The organism is Bacteroides caecigallinarum (genome assembly GCF_016902295.1).
Classification (GTDB): Bacteria; Bacteroidota; Bacteroidia; order Bacteroidales; family Bacteroidaceae; genus Phocaeicola; species Phocaeicola caecigallinarum_A.
On record NZ_JACJLQ010000011.1, the window covers coordinates 35306 to 52644 of the forward strand.

16 protein-coding genes are annotated in these 17339 nt (G+C 39.9%); 11 read left to right on the plus strand and 5 right to left on the minus strand.

The genetic code is table 11. From position 1 onward, the window contains the following. Positions 1-77 precede the first annotated feature (77 nt). Both H6A27_RS05245 and H6A27_RS05250 read left to right on the plus strand, forming a co-directional pair. Positions 78-539, plus strand: a complete 462-nt coding sequence (locus H6A27_RS05245) for an alanyl-tRNA editing protein (RefSeq protein WP_204404161.1) — start codon at positions 78-80, stop codon at positions 537-539. 5 nt (positions 540-544) lie between these two features. After that, positions 545-1531: a DNA/RNA non-specific endonuclease gene (locus H6A27_RS05250; protein ID WP_204507952.1), complete on the plus strand. Its 987-nt coding sequence runs from the start codon at positions 545-547 to the stop codon at positions 1529-1531. Between the two features lie 71 nt (positions 1532-1602). Here H6A27_RS05250 and H6A27_RS05255 read toward each other — a convergent pair whose 3' ends face one another. Then, positions 1603-3663, minus strand: coding sequence for a fimbrillin family protein (locus H6A27_RS05255; RefSeq protein ID WP_204507953.1), 2061 nt, complete (start codon positions 3661-3663; stop codon positions 1603-1605). 15 nt (positions 3664-3678) lie between these two features. Further along, complete coding sequence (locus H6A27_RS05260) at positions 3679-3825, minus strand: hypothetical protein (protein WP_204404167.1); 147 nt, start codon at positions 3823-3825, stop codon at positions 3679-3681. Between the two features lie 264 nt (positions 3826-4089). Between H6A27_RS05260 and hisH the strand changes: the two genes are divergently transcribed. The 8 genes from hisH (at position 4090) to H6A27_RS05300 (ending at position 11505) form a co-directional block, all read left to right on the plus strand. Then, complete coding sequence (gene hisH / locus H6A27_RS05265; RefSeq protein ID WP_204507954.1) at positions 4090-4680, plus strand: imidazole glycerol phosphate synthase subunit HisH; 591 nt, start codon at positions 4090-4092, stop codon at positions 4678-4680. A 15-nt stretch (positions 4681-4695) separates the two neighbouring features. Continuing rightward, complete coding sequence (gene hisA / locus H6A27_RS05270) at positions 4696-5433, plus strand: 1-(5-phosphoribosyl)-5-[(5-phosphoribosylamino)methylideneamino]imidazole-4-carboxamide isomerase (protein ID WP_204391126.1); 738 nt, start codon at positions 4696-4698, stop codon at positions 5431-5433. 2 nt (positions 5434-5435) lie between these two features. Further along, positions 5436-6191: an imidazole glycerol phosphate synthase subunit HisF gene (hisF, locus tag H6A27_RS05275; protein WP_204404173.1), complete on the plus strand. Its 756-nt coding sequence runs from the start codon at positions 5436-5438 to the stop codon at positions 6189-6191. Between the two features lie 34 nt (positions 6192-6225). Further along, a complete protein-coding gene (hisIE, locus tag H6A27_RS05280) occupies positions 6226-6840 on the plus strand; it encodes a bifunctional phosphoribosyl-AMP cyclohydrolase/phosphoribosyl-ATP diphosphatase HisIE (RefSeq protein ID WP_338083595.1) in 615 nt (204 codons plus the stop codon). 3 nt (positions 6841-6843) lie between these two features. After that, complete coding sequence (locus H6A27_RS05285) at positions 6844-7524, plus strand: cell division ATP-binding protein FtsE (protein ID WP_204507956.1); 681 nt, start codon at positions 6844-6846, stop codon at positions 7522-7524. 115 nt (positions 7525-7639) lie between these two features. After that, entirely contained in the window at positions 7640-8959 is a 1320-nt protein-coding gene (locus H6A27_RS05290; protein ID WP_204507957.1) for an aspartate kinase, read from the plus strand. Between the two features lie 107 nt (positions 8960-9066). Further along, positions 9067-10227, plus strand: a complete 1161-nt coding sequence (gene lysA / locus H6A27_RS05295) for a diaminopimelate decarboxylase (RefSeq protein WP_204507958.1) — start codon at positions 9067-9069, stop codon at positions 10225-10227. A gap of 117 nt (positions 10228-10344) precedes the next feature. Beyond that, positions 10345-11505, plus strand: a complete 1161-nt coding sequence (locus H6A27_RS05300) for a glycosyltransferase (RefSeq protein ID WP_204507959.1) — start codon at positions 10345-10347, stop codon at positions 11503-11505. 16 nt (positions 11506-11521) lie between these two features. On the opposite strand, the gene H6A27_RS05305 is transcribed toward H6A27_RS05300, so the two are convergent. Then, positions 11522-13657 carry a DUF5686 family protein gene (locus H6A27_RS05305; protein WP_239469581.1) on the minus strand — a complete coding sequence of 712 codons (2136 nt, stop codon included), beginning with the start codon at positions 13655-13657 and terminating at the stop codon, positions 11522-11524. A 179-nt stretch (positions 13658-13836) separates the two neighbouring features. On the opposite strand from H6A27_RS05305, the gene H6A27_RS05310 reads away from it, so the two are divergent. Beyond that, entirely contained in the window at positions 13837-14538 is a 702-nt protein-coding gene (locus H6A27_RS05310) for a Crp/Fnr family transcriptional regulator (protein ID WP_204507961.1), read from the plus strand. A 294-nt stretch (positions 14539-14832) separates the two neighbouring features. Here the strand turns inward: H6A27_RS05310 and H6A27_RS05315 are convergent, their stop codons facing one another. Both H6A27_RS05315 and H6A27_RS05320 read right to left on the minus strand, forming a co-directional pair. Next, positions 14833-16077 (minus strand): ABC transporter permease, encoded by a 1245-nt coding sequence (locus H6A27_RS05315; RefSeq protein ID WP_204507962.1) that lies wholly within the window; start codon positions 16075-16077, stop codon positions 14833-14835. 3 nt (positions 16078-16080) lie between these two features. After that, on the minus strand, positions 16081-17283 hold the full coding sequence (locus H6A27_RS05320; protein WP_204404189.1) for a pyridoxal phosphate-dependent aminotransferase: 1203 nt from the start codon (positions 17281-17283) through the stop codon (positions 16081-16083). Positions 17284-17339 lie beyond the last annotated feature (56 nt).

Genomic DNA, 17339 nt, shown 5'->3' on the forward strand with positions numbered 1-17339 from the left:
AATGAAGAATAACAATTCTATCAGAGTAATGAATATTTTTTAGTTAATTTGCAGAACGAACAATAATGTAGTTAATTATGGAACCATCAACTCAACTTAACGCACACAACAAACAGGAATTTCCTCCAATGCACACCTGCGAACACATAATCAACCGGACAATGATAAATCTCTTCGGATGCGGAAGAGCTGTTTCGGCACATATCGAAAGGAAGAAAAGCAAACTGGATTATGCCATTCCGCAACCTTTAAGTGATGAAGACATTACGAAAATAGAAGAAACTGTGAACAGTGTTATAGCACAACACCTTGATGTTACCACAGAATTCATAACACAAAAGGAAGCCGCAGACAGATTCGACATGAAACGCCTGCCTGAAAATGCCTCGAACACTGTGAGAATAGTAAAGGTTGGCGATTACGACGAATGCCTCTGCATAGGACTTCACGTACAGAACACATCAGAAATAGGAACATTCAAGATAATAAGCCACGACCATAACGATGGTATTCTGAGGATAAGATTCAAACTTGTTTAAGTGATATGGCAAAAAAGAAAAAAGCGAAAAGCGGTATCAAGTGGAAACCGTTGCTGTTAATTATACTTATCGGATTATGCGCAGGTGGATACTATGTTTATTCAGAAAATAAAAACATAAATCTACCGGAACTTCCTGACAATAAAGAAATACAGAAAACATTAAAAAAAACAGTTCAGGAAGCCGACAAGATTAAGGATGAAATAGTAGCGCAGGCAGAAAACCTGAAACCGGTAATTGAAAAGATAAGATCAGGAAACAAGGAAGAGACAACCTCATCTGCCGAAACACCTAAACTTAATCTGGAAATACCTGTTTATACATATCCGGGAAGATACGAAAAGGAAATCATCATCAACAGAACAGGATATACACTATCGTACAACCAGTATTATAAAAACCCTAATTGGGTGGCATGGGAACTGACAAGGGAAGAGACTAAAGGAGAAACAGAAAGATACGATAAGTTCATGCCCGACCCGGACCTGCCTGAACCGAGAGTAGTACACAAAGACTATACGAAAAGCGGATACGACAGAGGGCACATGGCTCCGGCAGCGGATATGAAATGGAGCAAACAGGCTATGATAGAATCATTCTATATGAGCAATATCTGTCCTCAAGTTGGTAACCTGAACCGTGGGGACTGGAACGACCTGGAAGAACTTTGCAGAAACTGGGCAGACAAATACGGAAGGATATACATTGCCTGCGGACCTATTTTTGATTCCAAATCACCTAAGAGGATTGGTGGGCATAAGGTTGCCGTACCAGACAGATTCTTCAAGGTTATACTTATATATAATAGAAAGAATCCTATAGCCATGGGATTTATATTCAAAAACATCGCCCGTTCACAAGATTTAGATAAATACATGGTGACGGTGGATAGCGTGGAGAATGTCACAGGGATGGACTTCTTCTCGAAACTACCTGATGAAGTTGAAAACAGAATAGAAAGTATTATTCCACAATTGCCTGGCAAGAAATAAGGCTAAAAAAATGGGACACGTATCAAATGTGAAATCGTGTCCCATTAATATTATATAGCAATTGTATTAAATTAATTAGTGCCGGCTTCTCCTATATAATTTACATTTATCGTAGGAGTAACACCAGAAGCTGTTATTTCCCAAATTTCTGCAGCTTTCCACACGGTACCATCCGTAACTGTAAGGTCACTGGCATTTTCAAGTTCTGTATAATTATTTCCACCTACTTCTACGCAATGGTCTATTATGCCTGTAGAAGCTTCATTACCAATCAATGTAATTCCAGTTACACCATCAGGCAAAACAGCATAACACGAAGTTACATGTCCGTTATTATATCCTGTTATGGCACCAATATTCTTAACAGCACTACCAAGCAATGATACATGTGTTGAATAGCATCCATAAACATAAGCCGGTGACGATGCAGAATTCATATTATAACCAACAATACCACCTATAGCCTCTGATATTAAAATTGCTGCACCTATAATAGAATTTGCTGAATAGCTTGCAACCACTTCACCACGAGCATTGTATCCTACTACTCCACCAAGATTTGCACTATTACCCGTAGAATTATGAGTAATATTACATTTATTTACAACACATTGCGCCACAGTACCAAAACCATTCTCCCCTGTTATACCTCCTGCTCTATTACCTATTATAGTTATTCCATCTACAGCACATTTTAAAACACGACCACTTGTCTTAGTACCACCTTCCTCCGAATTAGAACCTACAATTCCACCTGCACTTAAACCTGTAGATGTAATTTTAGTATTATTGCCTGATGCTGTACAATATTCAATCTTTCCATAATTAACACCAGCTACTCCACCTGCACTGTTTCCACTTACTGTCACGTTCTGTACATTACTATTATTAACTTGTAGGCTATTGTTACCTGTTATGGCACCAGCATTATTACTTCCAGATACCGTAGAGTTACTAACTTTACAGCTACCTATTATACCTAAGCTAGTACCTGCTACCACACCTACAGAAGAAGATGCATCTCCTTTAATTGTTGCATCGGTAAATACAACATCATGAACCTTTGCTCCAATAGCAAGTCCTCCAAAGAAACCTATATTACCAGTTCCACTCAAACTCAAATTCTTTATAGCATTTCCATTTCCATCAAAATTTCCAGAATATCCTTTACCAATATCCATACTGCTTCCTACAGGAGTCCATTTCATATCCTTCATTTCAATATCTGCATCCAATATGACATCTGTAGTCAACCTATCTTCACTTTCTGCCCAAGCAATCAATTGTTCAGCAGTACTAATACGTATTACTTTTTTAAACTCACCAGGTTCTATTTTATCCAAATTTAAAATATGCCCGGATTTCAATGTTACAGGTTTATTGCTACTACGTTTCCATTCCATACCGTTGGCATCGTAAAGAACAAGTGTAATTCCGTTTTTTAATTCAGAAGGAGCTACAACAAAATAATAGTCTTTTTGATTTTCAAATCCTTGATCATCTGACAAAATAACTTCAGTACTAATTTCTGATTCAACCGCCGTTAAAGGAGTTGCATCATTAACTTGAACAAATAATTTACCAGCTAATGCTTCACCACTATTACCACGGAACATCACTTTTGTTATTTTATTGCTTCCGGAATACTGAAGGGTAAACTTCACTAGTGCACAAGCATTCTTGAAAATCAAAGTTTTATCACTTCCAGATTTGGCAACCGACGGATTTAAGTTATTTACAAAACTACCTGCACGAGCGGTTTGTTTTGCCGGTAATGTAGTTGTAATTCCATCTCCTGAAATTGTAGCATCAGCATCATATGGATACAAAGCATAATATGTATTCTGATTGTCTTGTGCCGAGCCTGTAAAAATTACAGATTCTCCTCCCGTAGATGTAATAAATTTATTATTACTATTTTGATCAAATAAAGATATTGCATCATTCTCTTCCCAATTCACTTTATTTCCAGCAACCAAAACTGTACGCGAAACCGGATCAATACCTGCCTTGAACTCCAATTTAACTTTTTCAGTACTTGAAGAATTTGTATCCGAAATAATTTCTTCTTTAGTACATGAATACAACATTGATGTTCCTAGAATAAGGAACGGTATAAAATATTTTTTCATACATAAAATCTTAATTCACCAAATATATTCATTTTCTTCAAATCCTTCATGCGTTGACGAAACGCTACCACTAAGGATAGTTGATTCACATTCCAAGTTTATCACTTGACATTCCGGAGCTTCATAAGCCTCCACTTCCATTATAACATTGTTTGCTTTCATTTTTTCCACTTGTTTAATATCAATTTTGTAAAGATATATATAATTTTTGTAATTGTATTAATTTATTCCTATTAAATTACAAATATTCTTTCACTTATCGTATCATATAAATATCAAAAAACTTTATTCAGAAATATACTATTAAAAAAGTCATATCATGCAATAAAATAAGCCGTATCTCAAACTTTTTGACATAAAAGATAGGAATTAAATATTATTTGGTTACTTTTGCAAAACGATATAATGAGTTAGAAAAAAGACAAAATGAATGTAGCAATCATAAAATATAATGCCGGAAACATATTCTCTGTAGATTATGCTTTAAAGCGCATCGGAGTGACACCTGTCATAACATCCGACAAGGAGACACTTCTTAAAGCTGACAAAGTGATATTTCCAGGCGTAGGTGAGGCTGAAACCACAATGAAATATCTGAAAGAACAAAATTTGGATATATTGATAAAGGACTTAAAGCAGCCGGTTTTAGGAATATGCCTGGGTATGCAGCTTATGTGTAAATATTCCGAAGAAGGAAATACAGAATGCCTCGGAATTTTTGATACAGATGTAAAGAGATTCTGTCCGCAAAGACACATTGACAAGGTGCCACACATGGGATGGAACACTATCGAGAATACCGTAAGCCCTCTGTTTAAAGGATTCGACAAGGATGAGTATGTTTATTTTGTCCACAGCTATTATGTTCCGCTGAACGATTTCACAGCCGCACGTACTAACTACATTCTTCCTTACAGTTCTGCGCTGCACAAAGACAACTTCTATGCCACACAGTTCCACCCTGAAAAGAGTGGAAAAACGGGAGAAAGAATCTTACAAAATTTCTTAGAACTATAAACACATAATAATATTATGATAGAAATAATTCCTGCCATAGACATAATCGACGGAAAATGCGTCCGCCTCTCAAAAGGAGACTATGACTCTAAAAAGATATACAATGAAAATCCTGTTGAAGTAGCAAAAGAATTTGAGGCATACGGTATAAGACGATTACACGTAGTTGACCTAGACGGAGCCAAATCAAAACATATTGTCAACTACAGGATTTTGGAGCAACTGGCCGGAAGAACCTCTCTTATTATCGATTTCGGAGGAGGAATAAAATCGGATGAAGACCTTATTATTGCTTTCGACAACGGAGCACAGATGGTAACTGTCGGCAGTATAGCAGTCAAGAATCCTCAACTGTTCGAAAAATGGCTGAACAAATACGGTCACGAACAGATAATTCTGGGAGCCGACGTAAAAGACAACAAAATAGCTATTAACGGCTGGAAAGAAGAAAGCGACATTATGCTTGAAGATTTTCTGAACGATTATACAGCCAAAGGAGTATCTAAAGTTCTTTGTACAGACATAAGCAAGGACGGAATGCTGGAAGGCCCGTCAATAGAACTTTACAAAAACATAATGGCAAACCATCCGGATATGCATCTGATAGCCAGTGGAGGAGTAAGCTGCCTTGACGATATTTACAGACTGGATGAGGCCGGTATTCCTGCAGTAGTATTCGGGAAAGCTATATATGAAGGTAAAATCAAACTAAAGGACTTGTCCGATTTATCAAACTCTGACAAACAAGACTGATTATGCTTGCAAAAAGAATTATACCATGCCTTGACATAAAAGACGGACAGACTGTAAAAGGCACAAACTTCGTAAACTTACGCCAAGCCGGCGATCCGGTCGAACTTGGAAAGGCTTACAGCGAACAGGGAGCCGACGAGCTTGTTTATCTTGATATTACGGCAAGCCATGAAGGAAGAAAAACATTCACAGATCTTGTGAAGCGAATAGCCGCACATATTAATATTCCATTCACAGTAGGTGGAGGAATAAACGAGCTTAAAGACGTTGACAGACTGCTCAATGCCGGAGCCGACAAAGTGTCCATAAACTCTGCAGCCATAAGAAATCCGATGCTTGTTGATGAAATAGCAAAACACTTCGGTTCTCAAGTATGCGTGGTAGCCATTGATGCCAGACAGACAGCCAATGGCTGGAAATGCTATCTTAACGGCGGAAGAGTGGAAACAGAAAGGTATCTGTACGAATGGGCAAAGGAAGTCAACGACCGTGGTGCTGGAGAAATCCTGTTTACGAGTATGGATCACGACGGAGTGAAAACCGGATATGCCAACGAAGCTTTGTCGCATCTGAGCGAAACACTGGACATTCCTGTAATTGCTTCCGGAGGAGCAGGAAAGATGGAACACTTCAGAGACGCTTTTACTTTAGGAAAAGCCGATGCCGCACTCGCTGCAAGCGTTTTCCACTTTGGAGAGATACCTATAATGAAACTGAAAGAATATCTTCGCAAAGAAGGTATCTCAGTAAGAATTTAAATACATATATAATAATCGGAAAAAGAATTTTAAAATTATGGAATTGAATTTTGACAAAATGAACGGACTCGTTCCAGCCATCATACAGGACAACTATACCCAGAAAGTGCTTATGCTGGGCTTCATGAACGAAGAGGCATACCAGAAAACAGTAGAAACAGGTAAAGTTACTTTCTTCAGCCGTACAAAAAACAGACTTTGGACTAAAGGTGAAGAAAGCGGCAACTTCCTGAATGTGGTTTCAATCAAGGCTGACTGCGACAACGACACTCTCCTCATAATGGTAAATCCTGTTGGACCTGTCTGCCATCTTGGTACAGACACTTGCTGGGGCGACAAGAACGAGCAGGACATCATGTTCCTCAAGGAGCTTCAGGATTTTATAGACAAACGCCATGAAGAAATGCCAGAAAAATCATATACCACAAGTCTATTCAAATCAGGCGTAAACAAAATGGCACAGAAAGTGGGTGAAGAAGCCGTTGAAACTGTAATCGAAGCATGCAACGGTACCGACGAAAGACTTATTTATGAAGGAGCAGACCTCCTCTATCACCTTATAGTATTGCTTACTTCGAAAGGTTACCGTATAGAAGATCTGGCAAGAGAACTGAAAGAACGCCACAGTGAAACCTGGAAAAAACATTAATCGATGAGCGAAGCACCACTTATATCATACAGCAATGTAAGTATCTGGCAACAGGAACAGGAGATTCTGGAAAATATCAATTTCAGCATCAATCCAGGAGAGTTTGTCTATATTATAGGTAAGGTAGGAAGCGGAAAATCCACTTTCTTGAAATCCATATATGGCGAACTTGACATAAAGGACGGCAATGCTACAGTGCTGGGTTATGACATGAAAAGTATAAAAAGAAAACATATCCCTGCACTAAGAAGAAGAATAGGTATCGTTTTTCAGGACTTCCAGCTACTTACAGACCGTACGGTAAAAGAAAATCTGGAATTTGTACTGAAAGCAACCGGATGGAAAAACAATAACGACATCCAGGCCAGAATAACAGAAGTTCTTACGCAGGTAGGGATGGAAACCAAAGGATACAAGATGCCTAACGAACTGTCCGGAGGCGAACAGCAGCGAATTGTAATAGCCAGGGCAATCCTGAACAAGCCTGAACTTATCCTGGCAGACGAACCGACAGGTAATCTTGATGTAGAAACCGGTCATCGTATTGTTGAACTCCTCAGGGAAATATGTTCTCAAGGCTCGGCGATAATAATGACCACTCACAATATAAACTTGCTTTCGGAATACCCCGGCAAAGTATATAAATGTGAGTCGCACAAGCTGGAAGAGCAGCAGAATTCATAAAAAAATCAAACATGAACGTAAAATCGGCATAAAAACAAAAAGAAATTGATTATTATTGCTAATTTTGCACTCTGATATTTAATTATTAACAATCCATTAAAATTCGAAACGTAAAATGAAGGTTTTAAAGTTTGGAGGAACATCGGTAGGCTCTGCACAGAGAATGAAAGATGTTGCCAAATTGATTTCTGACGGCGAGCAGAAAATAGTAGTACTCTCCGCAATGTCGGGTACAACTAACACATTAGTTGAAATTTCGGATTATCTGTACAAGAAAAATCCTGAAGGTGCGAATGAAATCATCAATAAGCTGGAAGCAAAGTATAAACAGCACATAGATGAACTTTATTCTACTGAAGAATATAAACAGAAGACATTGGAATTCGTAAAGTCAGTATTTGACTATATCCGTTCATATACAAAAGACATTTTCACTTTGTTCGAAGAAAAAGTTATCCTGGCTCAGGGAGAAATCATTTCTACAAACATGGTGACAAACTACCTTTGCGAACAAGGTATCAATGCTGTTCTTCTGCCAGCATTGGAATATATGCGTACTGACAAGAACAGCGAACCTGACCTGACTTACATCCGTGAGAAACTGGCTCTCCAACTTGAAGCAAACCCTGGATATGAAATCTATATCACTCAGGGTTACATCTGCCGCAACGCTTACGGCGAGATAGACAACCTGCAGAGAGGCGGTAGCGACTACACAGCATCTCTTATCGGTGCGGCTGTCAACGCTTCTGAAATACAGATATGGACAGATATCGACGGTATGCACGACAATGACCCTCGTATCGTTGAGAAGACTTCTCCTGTACGTCAGTTACACTTCGAAGAAGCTGCAGAACTGGCTTACTTCGGAGCAAAGATTCTTCACCCTACATGCGTACAGCCTGCCAAATATGCAAATATCCCGGTAAGACTGCTCAACACTATGGAGCCAAGCGCACCTGGTACTCTTATCTCTAACGAAACAGAGAAAGGCAAAATCAAGGCAGTGGCAGCAAAAGACAATATCACTGCTATCAAGATTAAGTCAAGCCGTATGCTGCTTACTCACGGATTCCTCCGCAAGGTATTCGAAATATTCGAAAGCTACCAGACTGCCATTGATATGGTTTGTACTTCAGAAGTTGGCGTATCGATGTCTATCGACAATACAAAACACCTCAACGAAATTGTTGACGACCTGAAGAAATACGGTACAGTTACCGTTGACCAGGATATGTGTATCGTATGTGTGGTAGGTGACCTGGAATGGGAAAACGTAGGTTTCGAGTCAAAAGCCCTTCAGGCAATGAAAGAAGTTCCTGTCCGTATGATTTCTTACGGAGGAAGCAACTACAACATTTCTTTCCTTATCCGTGAAGAAGACAAGAAACGCGCACTGCAGTCTCTGAGCGATGTTTTATTCAACAATAAATAAACATCTATAATATAAAGGCGAATGGCTGTGGATATTGTATCCTGACCATTCGCCTTTTTTGTGAAATATATAGCTACAAACGAAAATCATAAAAAACAGAACATCTTATGAAAGGTACATTCCCTATCGGAAAATTCCGCGAAATGGAAACCCCATTCTATTATTATGATGCAAACCTTCTTCGCGAAACTCTTCAGACTATAAAGGATGAAAGTGGCAAATACAATAAATTCTGCGTTCATTATGCCGTTAAGGCAAATGCCAATCCTAAGGTTCTCAGTATTATCCGCGAAAGCGGGCTTGGTGCCGACTGTGTAAGCGGCGGAGAAATCAAAGCGGCTATCAAAGCTGGATTTCCTCCAAGCAAGATAGTATATGCAGGAGTAGGTAAAACAGACTGGGAAATTAATCTCGGACTGGACTACGATATTTTCTGCTTCAATGTAGAATCTGTTCCTGAACTTGAAGTCATCAATGAACTTGCAGCAGCCAAAGGCAAGATTGCAAGAGTGGCTTTCCGTATAAATCCTGATGTAGGTGCACATACTCACGCCAACATCACAACAGGTCTTGCAGAAAACAAGTTCGGTATCAGCATGAACGATATGGACTATGTCATCGACCGTGCTCTGGCGATGAATAATGTGAAGTTCGTAGGACTTCATTTCCACATCGGTTCTCAGATACTTGATATGGGCGACTTCGTTGCACTCTGCAACAGAGTGAACGAACTTCAGGAAAAACTGTTCGCGCGCCAAATCATCGTTGAGCACATCAACGTAGGTGGCGGATTAGGTATAGACTATGCTCATCCTAACCGTCAGCCGATACCTGATTTTGCAGAATACTTCAAGACATACCACAAGCATCTGCGCCTTCGTCCGCAGCAGACACTGCATTTCGAGTTGGGACGCGCAGTAGTCGGACAGTGCGGTAGCCTCATCACAAAGGTTACATACGTTAAACAAGGAACAAACAAACAGTTTGCAATCGTTGACGCCGGTATGACAGACCTTATCCGTCCGGCTCTGTATCAGGCTTATCACAAGATAGAAAACATCACTTCGGAAGAAGCTGTAGAGGCATACGATGTAGTAGGTCCTATATGCGAGTCATCTGACGTTTTCGGAAAGGCCATCGACCTTAACAAGACTAAGAGAGGCGACCTCATAGCGCTTCGCTCGGCAGGTGCATACGGTGAAATAATGGCATCGGCATACAACTGCAGAACACTTCCGCAAGGATATACATCCGACGAACTTATTTAAAGAAACAAAAACGCACACGCAAAGGCTCCTTCATGGCTAAATAAAAACCATCGAAGGAGCCTTTTTTCTGAAATTTTGAACTACTTTTGCATGACTTTTCAGAAAACAAAATAAGATATGATAAACATAGACTATAATTCGGCTATTCTATTTTTGCAGATATTCTGCGGACTGATGTTTCTAATCCAGCTATATTACTTTCTTTTTCCATACAGCAGAATGTTTAAATGCAGTAAACAGCAAAACAATTTACCGGAAAATGACAATTGTCCCCCACTCTCTGTAATTATAGTTACAAATGATTCGGCAACCATGCTTAAAGAGAACCTTCCGTCAATCCTAGAACAGGATTATCCGGAGTTCGAAGTGATAGTGGTAAACGATGAATCATCTGTCGAAGATGAGAATGTACTGAAAATACTTGGAAACCATTACCACCACCTATACCGCACATTCATTCCTAAATCCGCAAGATACATAAGCAGGAAGAAACTTGGAGTGGCAATGGGTATCAAGGCCAGCAAATATGACTGGATTGTTGTGACAGAGCCTTACTGCAAACCTGAAAGCAAAGACTGGCTGAGAAGCATGGCAAGAAACTTCGTTCCGGGAACAGACATTGTACTGGGATACTGCAATTACAACATACACAAAGGAATATTTGCCAAAAGAATAATCTCCGACATGCTGATGGTTTCAATGCGTTTCCTTGGTAGGGCTATAGGAGGAAAGCCATACATGGGAATAGGACGAAACATGGCCTACCGTAAAGATGTATACCTAAGCCATAAAGGTTTCCACAACCAGTTACCTTTGCTACGCGGAGATGATGACTTACTTATAAACGAGATTTCAAACGGAAAAAATACAAAAGTATGTCTTTCATCAAACAGCATAATGAGAATGCCTCTGCCTAAAACAAGAAAGCAATGGGAAGAAGAAAAAATTGGATATGAAGTGACAGGCAGCCATTATAAAGGGCACGCAAGAGTCTTAAACGCTATTGAAACATGGTCTTCATTACTATTCAGCATCTCGGCATTAGCTTTGTTGACAACAAGCATATTCTATAGAGAATGGATCTTTACAATTTCAGCATTGACATTATGGATATTAAAGGAAATCACAGTCATGGAAATATTCACAAAAACGGCAAAGGCTATGGGAGAAAAGGTTTACTCATATCTGTTTGTATATGACATCATGCGTCCGCTATACAGTCTGAGCCTGAAAATAAGATATATTACCCGCCACAAGAGTGACTATATGAGAAAATAGTCACACACGGATTACATTATTTGTTGAACAACTCGAACGTAAACTTACATCCCACAGAGGTAAACTTTCCACGTTCATTCCCGATGAACACACCGGCATCAAATACATGTGTACCTATACCATATCCAATTTCGAAATAAGGATTAAGGTGTGGCATGAACAATATTCCGGCATATATTCTTTCCTTCTGCACGAAGGAAAGAAGTTTGCTGACAGGATAAAGCAGTATGAAAGGCGATTCGTAAGTCATGTTTCCGCGTACATAATGGCTTGACGCGTTATACCATCTTCCGTCGAGCATCTGGAATGTCCCTCCAATGTCATCATTCCAGCCCTGAGGAAGATTCCTGTTTGCAAAGTTTACATAATCCACGAAATACATATCCTCCTGATTAAGGAAGAATCCGCATCCCACATGGTATGCTATGTGATGAATGTCCCTGACCTTGATAATCTGTTCCGCAGACAATTCCAGACGCTCATACTCACCTGAACTTTTAAAGACTTTAATGCCACGTTCATAGTCAGCAATAAAAGTTGGATAAAACGAACCCACATTAACCTTTCGGTTTCCATTCATATAATAATACATTCCCGGAGTCCACTCAATTCTCACACGCGGAGCGAAGCTGTTATACCGGGAGCGCACTCTTGAATCCAGTTCAGGAGTACTCTTCGTATATCTCCAATGCATGGAAAGACCTGTCCAAAGATTCAATCCGTTTATAATTTCTATGTTATGCGACAGATTTACATATATATCCTTGAAATAATCCAGATCGAGCCCATCAAAAGAGAATGTACTGTCCGGCATAGCCGCAAGCTGGTCAAGCACAACACTACTGTAAATTCTGTTACCGTTTCCCACGTGCAACTCCCAGGCACCATGTTTCCTTGGATTATAAACATACTCAATGTCCGCCTTGGCATACAGCTCCTTCTTCGTAAAATTGAAACCTATCTGCGGAGCTATTCTCAACAGACGCCCGTCATAAAACAATTTGTTGTATTTATAAACTTGCCTGTAGGATATACCATTGCGATGACTGTAACTAAGCAACAGCGGATTGATAATAGGCGAACAGTTAATGCTTCCCACCTTGGGCAAGTCTATATCGTACGAGTTTATCAAAGCATCACCCACCTGTCCCAGAAAGACCTGGCTTTTCGGTCTTTTCAGGTTCTCAATAGAATCTTTTACCCATTTCTGTCTGTCCAGCATCTTACGGTCCATCTTATCCTTGTAGAGCAACTCTTCTTCGTAAGTGAGCGGAAAAGGTCTTAATTTCGAGAACGAATCAATATCGGTTACCAACCTGCTGGTGTCACAAGTCAGTGTATATGAACTCGACAAATTATATTTACTTCTGTCCTTCTTTAAATATATTACTTCCCCTAGTTCCGTAAACCTCACCTCTTTATAATCCAACCATCCAAAATATCTCATTTGCAAATGATTACGAAGGAATCTGAAATTCATATCCAAGTCCATATAGCAAGGGAGATACTTTGTTTGAGGTGTATTCCCCATATATGCCTTAATCCTGAAATCAATCAAATCATAAACTCCTTCAAAATCAAAACTATGTACAGACCAATCATCAGCATATAGCCACATATATCCATCCACCAGTTTTGTACTCTTATACTTGGGTTTTACATATATTTTATAACAAGGTTTATTATCTATTACCAACAAACTGTCAAGAATATATTTGTAGTGAACTTTAGACTGACTATTAAGCGGTGACAGCACTTTATCACCCATCAGCGATGATGAGTAGACATTGAATTTCATATAGTCCATAATGTCAAACACCTGCCCCTTTTGACTTCTGAAGGTAGAAACCATCGCTTTTATCTTTCTGTCATAAATAGCCGGCGCTGTATATTGCAATTCACTTAAAGACTCATGCATATAGTGCTTTATGCTATCCTCCAGTTTGAACATAGACGGTATATACTTGATAATCCTATTTCTGTTATGCACCGTAACTGTACCTTTAAGATACAGATTTGCTCTATACGACTTTACTTCGTTAGAATAAATAGATGCCGATGAATACATTTTATTAAGAATGGAATCAGGAACAACGCAGTCTTTGGGAATCAGCGAAATAATATTCTCTGATTGCCCAATCAGCGGCATCATGCAAAAAACAACTAAAAGCAGATGCAATAGTTTAAATCTTCCATATTTGAATATATACGACATATCAGAAACAAAAATACACAAAACCTATTGAAAGCATTATTTTTTAATTGCAAAAAAACAGTTTTTTAATTTTTTATTCTTACCTTTGTGCTATATAACACTTTTTTATAACATCTATGGTAAAAAAAGAATTATCTGAAACTGAGATTGCCGAAAGTATTCCCGATTTATGGCAACCATTAACAGACGCTCAAAAAGATTATTTAGCGCAGAACTTTACAATCCAAAAGTACAAGAAAAACGAAACAATTTATTGTGAAGGGGAAACACCTAAGCACTTAATGTGCCTGCTTAAAGGAAAAGTAAAAATCTATAAAGACGGGGTCGGCGGAAGAAGCCAGATAATAAGAGTAATAAAAGATAAAGAATATTTTGCTTATAGAGCATATTTTGCCAACGAAAACTTTGTTACAGCCGCAGCCGCATTTGAGCCATGCACTATATGTCTTATCCCGATGACATGTATAGTAAAACTACTGGAAGAGAATGCACAGCTTGGTTTGTTCTTCATCCGTCAACTCTCTATAGATTTGGGTATCTCAGACGAAAGAACCGTCAGTCTCACCCAAAAGCATATCCGCGGACGTCTGGCAGAATCTCTGTTGTTCCTCAAAGATACATACGGATTGGAAGAGGATGAATGCACACTAAGCATTTATCTTTCGCGCGAAGACCTGGCAAACCTGTCGAACATGACAACATCGAATGCCATACGCACACTCTCTAATTTTGCCTCTGAAAAACTGATAATAATAGACGGAAGAAAAATCAAACTTATAGACGAAGAAAAGCTCAAGAAAATAAGTAAGATAGGTTGATATTGCCAAAGATGATATAAAAAACGAAATGTCCGATACAAGGGAACTTCCCCGGTATCGGACATTTCGTTTTATTCCTTTACATAGTTTACCGTACGTTCTGAAAATTTTTACATACACATCACCCGTAATGTCAAGGAAAAGATAACGGAACACGTTCGTGCAACGCACGCGACACATCCGTGTAACGAGCGGAACACCTACGTGTCACGCTCGCAGCACGTCCGTGTAACGGTTTCTTTGATTTGATATTTTATCCTGGACCGGCGTACTCATCATTATTGATAACAGACTTTATTCATAACGGATTGAGCGTGCCGGATGAATCCTGCTTATAAGATAGGATGGTCCAACGAGCATCAGCACAGAAACGACCAACGTAAACACATTTAGCAGAATATAAATAAGAAAATTCAGTTCTATAGGAACAGAACTGACATAATAGACGGAAGGATCCAGCTTTATCGGTTCGAAGAAATACTGTATCAGACAAAGTGAAAGTCCTATCACATTTCCCCACAGCATACCCCTGCCTATCAGAAACACGGAGAATGAAAGGAAGATTTTCCTGATGGAATTATTGTCGGCCCCCATAGCCTTCAGCACACCAATCATGTTGGTACGTTCCAATATTATAATCAGCAGACCGGAAATCATGGTAAATCCCGCCACTCCTGTCATCAGTATAAGAATTACCCAGACATTAAGGTCAAGCAAATCCAGCCATGCAAAAATCTGCGGATTGGCCTCAACTATGGTACGCGAGAAATAGCTCTGCCCGTATTTGTCGGAGGCTTCAAACAACCCAGCGCGGATATCATCATTCACGGCATCAATGCGCGAGTAATCATCCACATCTATCTCAATTCCGCTCACCTGATCAGCTTCCCATTTATTGAGACGGTTTACTGTATAAATGTCTGTCAGCAGGAAATAATCATCGAAAGCCGAGAAATTTGTCTGATATATAGCAGCTACTGTCAATCTCCGGGCGCGCACATTGTCATCTACGTAGTAAGTATAGATTCTGTCACCGGTTTTAAGTTTCAGTTTGTCGGCCATAGACCTAGAAATCAACACTTTGTTTGTGGCTGCCGTATCTGTAAACTCCGGGATTTCGCCTTCCGTTATATGTTTGCGGATATAACTGAAATCGTACTCCTGCCCTACTCCCTTCAACACCATTCCCTGGAAATTGTCGGAAGTCATTATCATGCCGGGCTTGACAGAATATCTCTGCACATGGCTAATGTCAGGCATAGCCGTCAATGCGCCAATAAGGCTGTCGCTTGCCGCTATAGGCGCCGTCATGTACAACTGTGCATCGTCAAGACTCGTTATTATAACTTCTGAAGCCAGCCCCACGACCTTGTCGCGCACCTGATTCTTAAAGCCAATGACAACAGCCACTGAAACAATCATTACAGCAAGGCCAATAGAAATGCCGGCCATGGCAATACGCACAGCCGGCTTTGACACTTCTTTGTTGCCGTCATTGTTCTTGTATATCCGACGGGCTATAAACAGTTTCCAATTCATAATTTATTCGTCAACTCTTCCCGGATACGCTTCCAGTGCTTTCCTCAAAACGAAAAGCGAACGAACCAAATCTTCTTTCTTCAATACGTAAGCAAGACGTACCTCATTCTTTCCGGCTCCAGGTGTAGTATAGAAACCGCTGGCCGGAGCAAGCATTACAGTCTCACCCTCGTACTCAAATTCAGACAGACACCAGGCACAGAATTTCTCACTGTCGTCCACAGGCAGTTTGGCCACTGTGTAGAAAGCGCCCATAGGTATAGGCGAATATACTCCCGGGATTCTGTTCAGTCCGTCAATCAGACACTTTCTTCGTTCCACATACTCGTCGTATGTCTCGCGTGAATATTCGTCCGGTTCGTCAAGCGACGCCTCGGCAGCAATCTGACCTATCAGTGGAGGACTTAGTCTCGCCTGACAGAATTTCATTACAGCCTTACGCACCTCCGGATTCTTTGTAATCAACGCTCCTATACGGATACCGCACTCAGAATATCTCTTCGATACAGAATCAATCAGGACAACATTCTGTTCAATTCCTTCAAGATGACATGCTGAGATATAAGGCGAGCCTGTATAGATAAACTCTCTGTACACCTCGTCCGAGAACAGGAACAAATCATACTTCTTCACCAGATCGCGAATCTGGTTCATCTCTCTTCTGGTATATAGATAGCCTGTCGGGTTATTAGGATTACATATAAGAATGCCCTTTGTGCGTTCGTTTATAAGTTCCTCGAACTTCTCAACCTTAGGCAATGAAAATCCCTCTTCAATGGTTGTTGTTACTGTTCTGATTACAGCACCTGCCGAAATTGCGAAAGCCATGTAATTGGCGTATGCAGGTTCCGGCACAATTATCTCATCCCCGGGATTAAGACAGCTCATGAATGCGAACAGAACAGCTTCCGATCCCCCTGTAGTGATGATAATGTCATCAGCCGTAAGATTGATATCATATTTCTTGTAGTAACCTACCAATTTCTCGCGATAGCTTCTATATCCCTGACTCGGACTGTATTCCAGTACAGTACGGTCTATGTTACGAATAGCCTCAAGGGCCGCTCGCGGAGTAGGCAGGTCAGGCTGACCTATATTCAAGTGATACACATGAATACCTTTTTCTTTCGCAGCTTCGGCCAATGGCGCCAATTTTCTGATTGGCGATTCTGGCATTTCGTTTCCTCTAATGGATATTTGTGGCATATTATTATAAAAATAAGAATTTAGGCTGCAAATATAAATTTAATAGCTAAATAAAA